This is a genomic window from Amycolatopsis sp. NPDC049159 (assembly GCF_040648295.1).
In the GTDB taxonomy this organism is placed as follows: domain Bacteria; phylum Actinomycetota; class Actinomycetes; order Mycobacteriales; family Pseudonocardiaceae; genus Amycolatopsis; species Amycolatopsis pretoriensis_A.
Genome location: NZ_JBEZDL010000035.1, coordinates 47,949 through 60,293, shown reverse-complemented (window position 1 = coordinate 60,293; position 12,345 = coordinate 47,949). Strand labels below are relative to the sequence as shown.

Genomic DNA, 12,345 nt, shown 5'->3' with positions numbered 1-12,345 from the left:
GCCGAGCTGCTGCCCGCCCTCGCCCGCTGGCGCCGGCTCCGCCAGGAGAAGTCCACTGTGGACTCCTGGCGCTACCGCGTCGAGTGGAAGCCGCTCGCCGAGCCGGCCGCCGCGACGCTGTCCGGCCGCTGGCTCGTCGTCGTCACGCCCGGCACCGACGCCGCCGACGTGACGAGTGCCCTCGCGGCCGCCGGTGCCGAGCCCGAAGTGGTCGAATCGGCCGGCGACCTCGCCGACGTCGCCGGCGTGGTGTCCCTGCTGCCCGACGCACCCAGCACCCTTCTGCTGGTGCAGGCGCTGGCCGGGAGCACCGCGCCGCTGTGGCTGCTGACGCGCAACGCCGTCGCGGCGCTGCCCGGCGACGACGCACCCGCCGCGGGCCCCGCGCAGGTCTGGGCGCTGGGCCGGGTCGCCGGCCTCGAACACCCCGAACGCTGGGGCGGGCTCGTCGACCTGCCCGCCACCCTCGACCGGCGGGCCGCCCGCCGGCTGAGCGCCGTCCTCGCCGGGCTCGACCACGAGGACCAGGTCGCCGTGCGTGCGTCCGGCGTCTTCGCGCGCCGGCTCGCGCACGTCCCGAGCGGCGAACCGGCCCGGAAGTGGCGTCCCGAAGGCACCGTGCTCGTCACCGGCGGGACCGGTGCGCTCGGCGGGCACGTCGCCCGCTGGCTGGCCGGTGCCGGCGCGGAGCACCTCGTGCTGGTCAGCCGCCGCGGCGCGGACGCTCCTGGCGCCGAAGCGCTCGAAGCGGACCTGACCGCTCTCGGCGCCGAAGTCACCTTCGCGGCCTGCGACCTCGCCGACCGCGACGCCGTGGCCGCCCTGGTCGACGGGCTCGAAGTGCGTGCCGTCGTGCACACCGCGGGCCTGCCGCAGGCGGGCACCATCGCCGACACCGGCGTCGAAGACTTCGCCGAGGTGCTCGCGGCCAAGGCCGCCGGGGCCGATCACCTCGACGAGCTGCTCGGCGACGACCTCGACGCGTTCGTCCTCTTCTCCTCCAACGCGGGCGTCTGGGGGAGCGCGGGCCAGGGCGCCTACGCCGCCGCGAACGCCCACCTCGACGCGCTCGCCGCCCGCCGCCGCGCGGCCGGCCGGACCGCCACCGCGGTGGCCTGGGGTTCCTGGGCCGGCGACGGCATGGCGGGCAGCGCCGAGGCGAAGGAGCACCTGCGCCGCCGCGGCCTGCGGGAGATGAACCCGAAGCTCGCGATCGCCGCGCTGCAGCACGCCCTCGACGCCGACGACACCTTCGTCGCCGTCGCCGACATGGACTGGCCGCGGTTCGCCGACGGGTTCACCGCCGCCCGCCGCCGTCCGCTCATCGAAGACCTCCCGGAAGTCCGTGACCACCTCGCCGCCGAGGCGGTCGTCACCGAGGTCGGGTCCGGACTCGCCGAAGCGGTGCGGGGGCTCGGCCCGCGCGAGGCCGCCCACCACGTCCTGGACCTCGTGCGCGCCCAGGCCGCCGCCGTGCTCGGGCACGACTCGGGTGCCGCCGTCGCCGCCGACCGCGCCTTCCGCGAACTCGGCTTCGACTCCCTGACCGCAGTGGAACTCCGCAACCGGCTGACGACGGTGACCGGTGTCCGCCTCCCGGCCACCGTCGTTTTCGACCACCCGCACCCGCGCGCGCTGGCCGAGCACCTCCTCGGCGAGGTGTCCGGGACCGGGACCGCCGCCGCGGGCCCGGCCACGGCCGCCGCGTCGGACGAGCCGATCGCGATCGTGGCCATGGGCTGCCGCTACCCGGGGGACGTGCAGTCGCCGGAGGACCTGTGGCGCCTGATCGCCGAGGGCGCGGACGGCGTCGGCCCGTTCCCGGCCGACCGTGGCTGGGACCTGGCCGCGCTGTACGACCCGGACCCGGCGAACCTCGGCACCAGCTACACCCGCGAGGGTGGGTTCATGACCACGGCGGCCGCGTTCGACGCCGGGTTCTTCGGCATCTCGCCGCGCGAGGCGCTCGCCATGGACCCGCAGCAGCGCGTCCTGCTCGAGACGTCGTGGGAGGTGTTCGAGCGGGCGGGCATCGACCCGGATTCGCTGCGCGGCAGCGGGACCGGCGTGTTCGTCGGCGCGACGTCGTCCGGCTACGGCGTCGGCGCGCGCGACGAGTCCGGCGGCTCCGAGGGCTACCTGCTGACCGGCAGCGCCCCGGCCGTCGTGTCGGGCCGCCTGTCCTACACGTTCGGCCTGGAGGGGCCGGCGGTCACCGTCGACACGGCGTGCTCGTCGTCGCTGGTGGCCCTGCACCTGGCGTGCCAGGCGCTGCGGCAGGGCGAGTGCTCGATGGCGCTCGCGGGCGGGGTCACGGTGATGGCGCACCCGGCGGCGTTCGTCGAGTTCAGCCGTCAGCGCGGGCTCGCCGAAGACGGCCGCTGCAAGTCCTTCGCGGACGCGGCCGACGGCACCGGCTGGGGCGAAGGCGTCGGCCTGGTCCTGCTGGAGCGGCTGTCCGACGCGCGCCGCAACGGGCACACGGTCCTCGCGGTGGTGCGCGGGTCGGCGGTGAACCAGGACGGTGCGTCCAACGGCTTGAGCGCCCCGAACGGTCCCTCGCAGCAGCGGGTGATCCGGGCGGCACTGGCGAACGCCGGACTGTCCACTTCGGACGTCGACGCGGTCGAGGCGCACGGCACGGGCACCCGGCTCGGCGACCCGATCGAGGCACAGGCCCTGCTGGCGACGTACGGCCGCGACCGGGACCGGCCGCTGTGGCTGGGATCCCTGAAGTCCAACATCGGGCACACGCAGTCGGCGTCCGGCGTGGCGGGCGTGATCAAGATGGTCCTCGCCATGCGGCACGGCGTCCTGCCGCGGACGCTGCACGTCGACACGCCGTCGTCCCAAGTGGACTGGACGGCGGGGTCGGTCGAGCTGCTCACCGAGGAGCGGCCGTGGGAATCCGACGGCCCGCGCCGGGCCGCGGTCTCGGCGTTCGGGGTGAGCGGGACGAACGCGCACGTGGTCCTCGAGCAGGCCGACGCCGTGGTGGTCCCGCCCGCCGGGCCCGACGCGACGCCGCCGCTCGTGCCGCTGTCGGCCCGGAGCGGCACCGCGTTGCGGGCGCAGGCCGCCCGGCTCCGGGGCACGGACCTGGTGCCGCAGGATCTCGCGTACTCCCTGGCTTTCACGCGTGCCACGCACGACCATCGCGCGGTGCTCGTCGCGTCCGGTGACGAGATCGACCGCGCGCTGGGCGTCCTCGCCGAGGGTGGCACCGACGCCGCCGTGGTCACCGGCACGGCCGACCGCGACGGCTTGCTGGCGGTGCTGTTCACCGGCCAAGGCGCCCAGCGCGTCGGCATGGGCCAGGAGCTTCACGCGCGCTTCCCGGTCTACGCCGAAGCTTTCGACGCCGTGCTCGCCCACTTCGATCCGGCCCTGCGCGAGGCCCTTACCGACCCCGGGCTGCTGAACCGCACGGAGTTCACGCAGCCCGCCTTGTTCGCCGTCGAAGTCGCGCTCTACCGCCTGGTCGAGTCCTTCGGTGTCCGCCCGGACTTCGTGGCCGGCCATTCGATCGGCGAGATCTCGGCCGCGCACGTCGCCGGTGTGCTGTCCCTGGACGACGCGTGCCGCCTGGTCGCTGCGCGGTCCTCGCTCATGCAAGCCCTCCCGGCGGGCGGCGCGATGGTGTCGATCGCCGCCGCGGAGTCCGAGATCGTCCTGACCGACGGGGTGTCGATCGCCGCGGTGAACGGCCCGGATTCGGTCGTCATCTCGGGCGACGAGGCCGCGGTGCTGGCGATCGCCGCGCAGTTCCCGAAGACCAAGCGGCTCACGGTGAGTCACGCGTTCCACTCGCCGCTCATGGATCCGATGCTGGAGGAGTTCCGCGCGGTCGCCGAGACGCTCACCTACCACCCGGCGGCGATTCCGGTGATCTCGAATGTGAGCGGTGCTCTCGCCGAGCCGTTCACCGCGGAGTACTGGGTGCGGCACGTGCGGGAAGCGGTCCGGTTCGCCGACGGCGTCTCGACGTTGGAGGCCGCCGGCGTCGGGGTGTTCCTGGAGCTGGGCCCCGACGGCGTGCTCAGCGCGATGGTCCCGGGCACGGCCGTGGCGGCGATGCGCCGCGACCGCGACGAAGAACGCACCCTGTTCACGGCGCTGGCCCGGCTGCACGTCAGCGGCGTCGACCTGGACTGGGAGAGCCTCTACGCAGGCTCCGCGGGCCGGGCCGTCGCGCTGCCGACGTACCCCTTCGAGCACCAGCGGTACTGGCTCGAGCCCGCCCGGCCGCAGGCCGTCGCCGACACCGCCGACGCCGGGTTCTGGGCCGTCGTCGAGAACGGCGACCTGGCCCGCGACCTGGCCGTGGACGAAGACCTCGCCGTCGCGATCCAGCCCGCGCTCCAAGCCTGGCGCATCCGGCACCGCGAGGCGAGCACCCTCGAATCGTGGCGCTACCGCGTCGCCTGGCGGCCGCACCCGATCGCGGCCGACCGGCTGTCCGGCACCTGGGTCCTCGTCGGCACCGCACCCGCCGGGATCGCCGAGGGCCTGGCCGAGCGGGGCGCGGACGTCGTCACCGCGCCCGTCGATCGGCTGCACGAAGTGGACGGCATCGCCGGCGCCCTCGCCTTCCCGGCGAACCTCGGCGAAGCACTCACCGTGCTGCAGGCCGACCTGCCCGGCCCGCTCTGGTGCGTCACCACCGAAGCCGTGCGCACCGCCCGCTCCGACGCCGCACCCGACCCCGCGCTCGCACAGGTCTGGGGCCTCGGCCGGGTCGCCGCGCTGGAACTCACGGGCCGCGACGTCGGCCTCCTCGACCTCCCGGCCACCCTCGACGACCGCGGCCACGACCGTCTCGCGGGCCTGCTCGCCGCGGGCACCGCCGAGGACCAGGTGGCGCTTCGGGCATCCGGCGCCTTCGTGCCCCGGCTCGTCCGCGCCCCGGCCGGCACCGAACCCGGTGGCTGGACGCCGTCGGGCACCACCCTGATCACCGGCGGCACCGGGGCGCTGGGCAGCGCCCTCGCGCGGAAGCTCGCCGCGCAGGGCGCCCGGCACCTCCTGCTGCTCAGCCGCCGCGGACCGGACGCACCCGGTGCGGCCGAACTCGCGACGCACCTGCGTGACCTCGGCGCGGACGCCGAGATCGTCGCGTGCGACGTCGCCGACCGCGCGGCCCTGGCCGCAGTCCTGGATGGACGGTCGGTGAGCGCGGTCTTCCACGCCGCCGGCTACGGCCGGTTCACGCCGATCGCCGAATCGTCCACTGAAGACTTCGCCGACGTCGTCAGCGCGAAGGTCGACGGCGCCGTCCACCTCGACGAGCTGCTCGGCGACGACCTCGAAGCCTTCGTGCTGTTCTCCTCGATCGCCGGCGTCTGGGGCAGTGGCCACCAGGGCGCTTACGCGGCCGCGAACGCGCACCTCGACGCCCTCGCCGAACGCCGCCGCGCCGCCGGGCTCGCCGGGACGTCGATCGCCTGGGGCCCGTGGGCGGGCGCCGGCATGGGCGCGTCCGAGGAGGGCGAAGAACTGCTCCGCCGCCGCGGGCTCCTCCCGCTGGACCCGGAGCTGGGCCTGCGCGCGCTCCTGCAGGCCGTCGAGCTGGACGAGACGACCGTCGTCGTCGCCGACGTCGACTGGGCCCGCTTCGCGCCTTCGTACGCGGCCGCCCGGCAGCGGCCGCTCATGGCCGAGCTGCCCGAGTTCGCCGTGACCGAAGGCGAAACCGCTCGCGGCACGGCCGAGCTGACCACCCGGCTGGCCGCGCTGCCCGCGCCCGAACGGCGTCGCGTGCTCCTCGACGTCGTGCGCGCCCGCGCCGCGGCGGTCCTCGGGCACGACGGCGCCGAGGCGATCGACCCGGTCCGGCCGTTCAAGGACCTGGGCTTCGACTCGCTCACCGCGGTCGAGCTGCGCAACGGCCTGGCCGCCGACACCGGCCTCGCCCTGCCCTCGACGCTGGTGTTCGACCACCCGACCCCGGCCGACCTGACCGACCGCCTGCTCGGCGAGATCTTCGGCGCCGGCGCCCCGGAACCGGGCGCGCCCGCGACCGTGGCCGAGGTCGCCGACGACCCGATCGCGATCGTCGCGATGAGCTGCCGCTACCCGGGCGGGGTCCGCTCGCCCGAGGACCTGTGGCGGCTGGTCGGCGAAGGCGGCGACGGCATATCCGGGTTCCCCGACGACCGCGGCTGGGACCTCGGCGCGCTCTACGACCCGGACCCCGGCAAGAGCGGCCGCAGCTACGCCCGCGACGGCGGCTTCCTCCAGGGCGTCGGCCAGTTCGACGCCGCGTTCTTCGGGATCTCGCCGCGCGAGGCGCTCGCCATGGACCCGCAGCAGCGGCTGCTGCTCGAGACGGCGTGGGAGCTGTTCGAGCGCGCGGGCATCGACCCGCATTCGTTGCGCGGCAGCAAGACCGGCGTGTTCGCCGGCACCAACGGCCAGGACTACGTCACCATGCTCGGCTCGGCCGCCGGCGTCGAAGGCCACCTGCTGACCGGCAACACCACGAGCGTCATCGCCGGGCGCGTCTCCTACACCTTCGGCCTGGAGGGGCCGTCGGTCGCGGTCGACACGGCCTGTTCGTCGTCGCTGGTCGCGCTGCACCTGGCCTGCCAGTCGCTGCGCCAGGGCGAGTCCACGATGGCCGTCGCCGGCGGCGTCACGGTCATGTCGACCCCGGGCGCGTTCGTCGAGTTCAGCCGCCAGCGCGGGCTGGCCCCGGACGGCCGGTGCAAGCCGTTCGCCGAGGCCGCCGACGGCACCGGCTGGGCCGAAGGCGCGGGTTTGCTGCTCTTGGAACGGCTTTCCGACGCCCGGCGCAACGGCCACGAAGTCCTCGCGCTCGTGCGCGGTTCGGCGGTCAACTCCGACGGTGCGTCGAACGGCCTGACCGCGCCGAACGGGCCGTCGCAGCAACGCGTGATCCGCGCGGCGCTGGCGAACGCGGGCCTGAAGCCGTCCGATGTGGACGTCGTCGAGGCGCACGGCACCGGCACCACGCTGGGTGACCCGATCGAGGCGCAGGCGGTCCTCGCGACCTACGGCCAGGACCGGCAAACACCGCTGTGGCTGGGCTCGATCAAGTCGAACATCGGGCACACGCAGGCCGCCGCCGGTGCGGCGGGCATCATCAAGATGGTCATGGCGATGCGGCACGAGCTGCTGCCGAAGTCGTTGCACGTCGACACGCCGTCGTCCCACGTGGACTGGTCGGCGGGTGCGGTCGAGCTGCTCACCGAAGCCCGCGAGTGGACCGCCGGCCGGCCGCGCCGGGCCGGGATCTCGTCGTTCGGCATCTCCGGGACCAACGCGCACACCATCATCGAGGAAGCCGAGCCCGTTCTCGCCGACCGGACCGAGGTGCCCGATCGGCTGGTGCCGTGGCCGGTCTCCGGCCGTTCGGTGGCCGCGCTCCGGGCACAGGCGAACCGGCTGTCCGAAGTGGATGGAACACCCGCCGACATCGGGTTCTCCCTGGCCACCGGCCGCGCCGCGCTGGACCACCGGGCCGTCGTGCTCGGCACCACGGCCGCGGACTTCCGGGCGGGACTGACCGCGCTGGCCGAGGGCACGCCCGCGCCCGAGGTGATCTCGGGCGAGGCGGCCACCGGGCCGCTGGCGGTGCTGTTCACCGGGCAAGGCGCGCAGCGCGCCGGCATGGGCCGCGAGCTGTACGCGCGGTTCAGCGTCTACGCCAACGCGTTCGACGAGGCCTGCGCGCACCTCGACCCGCACCTGGAGCACTCGATCCGGGACCTCGTCTTCGCCGAGCCGGGCACCGAAAAGGCCGCGCTGCTCGACCGGACCGCCTACACCCAGACCGCGTTGTTCGCCGTGGAACTGGCGCTGCACCGGCTGGCCGAAAGCTGGGGCGTGCACGCGGACTACCTCGCCGGCCACTCGATCGGCGAGCTGGTCGCGGCGCACGTCGCCGGGGTCCTGTCGCTGGCCGGCGCCGCCGAACTGGTCGCCGCCCGCGGCCGCCTGATGGACGCACTGCCGGACGGCGGCGCGATGGTTTCCCTGCGAGCGGGCGAAGAAGCCGTGGCCGCGGAGGTCGCCAAGACCGGCGGCCGGGCGGACATCGCCGCGGTCAACGGACCCGGCTCGGTCGTCGTCTCCGGCGACGAAGACGTCGTCCTGGAACTGGCCGCCGGGTTCGCCGCCGCGGGCGTGCGGACCAAGCGGCTCAAGGTGAGCCACGCGTTCCACTCCCCGCGGATGGACGCGATGCTCGACGACTTCGCCGCGGTCGCGAACCGGCTGACCTACCACCCGGCCGAACGGACCGTGGTGTCCACGGTGACCGGCGAGCTCGCCGGTCCCGAACTGTCCACTCCGGACTACTGGGTGCGCCAGGTGCGGGCGTCGGTGCGCTTCGCCGACGCCGTCGCCACCCTGGCCGGCCAGGGCGTCCGGACGTTCCTCGAAGCGGGCCCGGACGCCGTGCTCAGCGCCATGGCCGCGGACTGCCTCGGCGAGGACGTCGTGGCCGTGCCGCTGCTGCGCCGCGACCGGCCGGAGGAACGCACGTTCGCCACCGCGCTCGCCGGGCTCTGGGTCCGCGGGGTCCCGGCCGACCTCTCGGCCGCGTTCACCGGCGCCCGCCGCGTCCCGCTGCCGACGTACGCCTTCCAGCACCGGCGCTTCTGGCCCGAGGTCTCGGCCGCGGCGGCCGGGGACGTCGGCGCGGCCGGGCTCACCGACGCGGCCCACCCGCTGCTGGCCGCGACCCTGCCGCTGGCCGGCGGCGACGGCGTCGTCCTCACCGGGCGGCTGTCCCTCGCGACGCAGCCGTGGCTGGCCGATCACGCCGTGCTCGGCACGGTCCTGTTGCCCGGCACGGCTTTCGTCGAACTCGCGGTGCGCGCCGGTGACCAGGCCGGCTGCCCGGCGCTCGAAGAGCTGACCCTCGCCGCCCCGCTCGTGCTGCGCGAACAGGACGCCGTCGCGATCCAGGTCGCGGTCGGCGGGCCGGACGCCGACGGCCGCCGTGAGCTGACGATCCACTCGCGACCGGAGGGCCGGGACGAGTGGACCGCGCACGCGGCAGGCGTGCTCGCCCCGGCGGCCGCGGCGGAACCCGCCGCGCTCGCCGAGTGGCCGCCCGCCGGTGCGGAACCCGTTGACGTGACCGGCTTCTACGACACCCTCGCCGCGTCCGGCTTCGGCTACGGCCCGGCGTTCCGCGGCCTGCGCGCGGCCTGGCGCGCCGGTGCGGAGATCTACGCCGAGGTCGCGCTGCCGGAGCAGCAGCAGGCGGGCGCGTTCGGCCTGCACCCGGCGCTGCTCGACGCCGCCCTGCACGCGTTGGGCTTGCGGGACGGCGAAACCGGGCCACGGCTGCCGTTCGCCTGGACCGGCGTCACCCTGCACGCCACCGGCGCCGCCGCGCTGCGGGTCCGGCTGCGCCCGGGTGCCGGGGACGCGGTCGCCGTCGACGTCGCCGACGCCACCGGGGCACCGGTCGCGTCGGTGGCCGCGCTGGTGCTGCGCCCGGTTTCGGCCGAGCAGCTGCGCGGCCCGGACGGCGGCGACTCGTTGTTCAGCGTCGAGTGGACGCCGATCCCGGTGCCCGAGCCGACCGCCGGCCGGTACGCGGTCATCGGCCCGGACCCGCTCGGCCTGGTCGCCGGGCTCGGTTCCGCCGGCACCGTGGAGTCCTATGTGGACCTCGCGGACCTCGGCCGCAGCACGGCGGAGACCGGCGAGGAGCCGCAGTTCGTGTTCTCCGCGATCCGGCACTCGCCCCAGCCGAAGGACCGGGCCGGCTTCGCGCTGGACCTGGTCCGCGCCTGGCTGGCCGACGAGCGGTTCAGCACCGCCCGGCTGGTGCTGGTCACCCGCGGCGCGGTCGGCGCGGTCGACGGCGACCGCGTGCCCGACCTCACCGCCGCACCCGTGTGGGGCCTGCTGCGGTCGGCGCAGTTCGAGAACCCCGGCCGGCTCGTGCTGGTCGACCTCGACGACGAAGACCCGCGCTCGGCGGCCCTGCTGGGCGCGGTCGCCTCGGGCGAACCGCAGCTCGCGCTGCGGGACGGCCGCGCACTGGCCGCACGGCTGGTGCGCGCGGGCTCCGGTGACCTGCTGCGCGTGCCCGCCGAGGGCAACTGGCGGCTCGACACCACCGGCCCGGGCACGCTCGAAAACCTCGCGCTGATCCCGAATCCGCTGCCGGAGACGCTCGAAGCGGGTCACGTCCGGGTCGCCATCCGCGCGGCCGGGATGAACTTCCGGGACGTCCTCATCGGCCTCGGCATGTACCCGGGCGAGCCGATCATGGGCATCGAAGGCGCCGGCGTCGTGCTGGAGTGCGGCGAAGGCGTCACCGGCCTCAAGCCCGGCGACAAGGTGATGGGCTTCTTCCCCGGCTCGTTCGGCCCGCGCTCGGTCGCGGACCAGCGGATGCTGGCGAAGATGCCCGAAGGCTGGTCGTTCAGCGAAGCGGCTTCGGTGCCCATCGTGTTCCTCACCGCCTACTACGGCTTGGTCGACCTGGCCGGGCTGCGCGCGGGGGAGTCCGTGCTGATCCACGCCGGTGCCGGTGGCGTCGGCATGGCCGCCATCCAGCTGGCCCGCCACCTCGGCGCCGAGGTCTACGCGACCGCGAGCCCCGGCAAGTGGGACGTCCTGCGCGCGTCCGGGCTCGACGACGCGCACCTGGCGTCGTCGCGCACGACCGGGTTCGCCGAGCTGTTCCGCGAGGCCGGTGGCAGCCGGGGTGTCGACGTCGTGCTCAACGCGCTGACCCGGGAGTTCGTCGACGCGTCCTTCGCGCTGATGCCGCGCGGCGGGCGGTTCCTGGAGATGGGCAAGGCCGACGTCCGCGACGCGGGCGAGGTCGCCGCGGCCCACCCGGGCGTGGCCTACCAGGCGTTCGACCTCGTCGAAGCCGGGCCGGACCGGATCCGCGAGCTGTTCACCGAGGTCATCGCGCTGTTCGAAGCGGGCGCGCTGACCCCGCTGCCGGTGCGGACCTGGGACGTGCGGCGCGCGCCCGAGGCGTTCCGGTTCGTCAGCCAGGCCAAGCACGTCGGCAAGGTCGTGCTCACCATGCCGTCGTGCTTCGGCCCCGGCACGGTGCTGATCACCGGCGGCACCGGCGCGCTGGGCGGCCTGCTCGCCCGGCGGCTGGTCACCGGGCACGGCGTCCGCGACCTGGTCCTGCTGAGCCGGCGCGGGCCGGACGCGCCGGGCGCCACCGAACTGGCCGCCGACCTGCGGGAACTCGGCGCGAACGTGCGGATCGTCGCCGGGGACGCCGCCGACCGCCGGGAGCTGGCCGCGGTGCTCGCCGCGATCCCGGCGGAGCGGCCGCTCACCGGCGTGGTGCACGCGGCCGGCGTGCTCGACGACGGCGTCGTCGCGTCGCTGACCCCCGAGCGGCTGAACGCGGTGCTGCGGCCCAAGGTGGACGCCGCGCTGAACCTGCACGAGTTCACCCGGGACCTCGGCCTGTCGGCGTTCGTGCTGTTCTCCTCGGCCGCGGCCACGCTGGGCAGCCCGGGTCAGGGCAACTACGCCGCGGCCAACGCGTTCCTCGACGCGCTCGCGCAGTACCGCTCGGCGCGCGGCCTGCCCGCCGGCTCGCTGGCGTGGGGTCCCTGGGCCACCGACGGGATGCTCGGCGGGCTCGGCGACGCCGACCGCGCGAAGCTGGAGCGGTCCGCGTTCGTCCCGTTCACCGCCGAAAGCGGCCTCGACCTGTTCGACGTCGCCGCCGCGCGGCCCGAGCCGGTGCTGCTGCCGCTGCAGCTCGACACGGCCGCGCTGGGGGCACAAGCGGGCTTGCCGCCGCTGTTCGCCTCGCTCGTGCGGGCCCCGGCTCGCCGGACCGCCGAAGCGGCCGCCGACGGTGAGCCGTCCGGCCCGCCGTTCGCGCAGCGCCTGGGTGCGGTGCCCGCGGCCGAGCGCGGCGAGTTCCTGCTCGACCTCGTGCGCGGGCACGTCGCCACGGTGCTGGGCCACGGCTCGGCCGCCGACGTCGAAGGCGGCCGCGGGTTCCTGGACCTCGGCTTCGACTCGCTGACCGCGGTGGAGCTGCGCAACCGCCTCACCGCCGAGACCGGGCTGCGGCTGCCGGCCACGCTGATCTTCGACCACCCGTCGCCCGCCGACCTGGCGGCGCACCTGCTGGCCGGGCTCGCGCCCGGGGAAGCGGACGCGGACGCGGCGGTCCTGGCCGAGCTGGACCGGCTCGAGCGCGTGCTCGAAGGCGCCGGCGACAGCAGGCGGATCACCGCGCGCCTGGAGACGCTGCTGGCCCGGCGGCGCGGCGCGCAGGCGGACGAGGAGTCCGGCGACGGGCTCGACGCCGCCACCGACGACGAAATCTTCGACCTGATCGACAACGAGCTCGGGCTGTCCTGA

General features: G+C 75.5%; 1 protein-coding gene (cut by a window edge). It reads left to right on the top strand.

The annotated features are described in order from the left end of the window. Positions 1-12,345 carry the 3' portion of a type I polyketide synthase gene (locus AB0B33_RS42845; RefSeq protein ID WP_360782828.1) on the top strand. The gene continues 2,772 nt to the left of window position 1, outside the view, so 12,345 of the gene's 15,117 nt are visible here — the last part of the coding sequence; its start codon lies off the left edge, out of view; it ends in the stop codon at positions 12,343-12,345.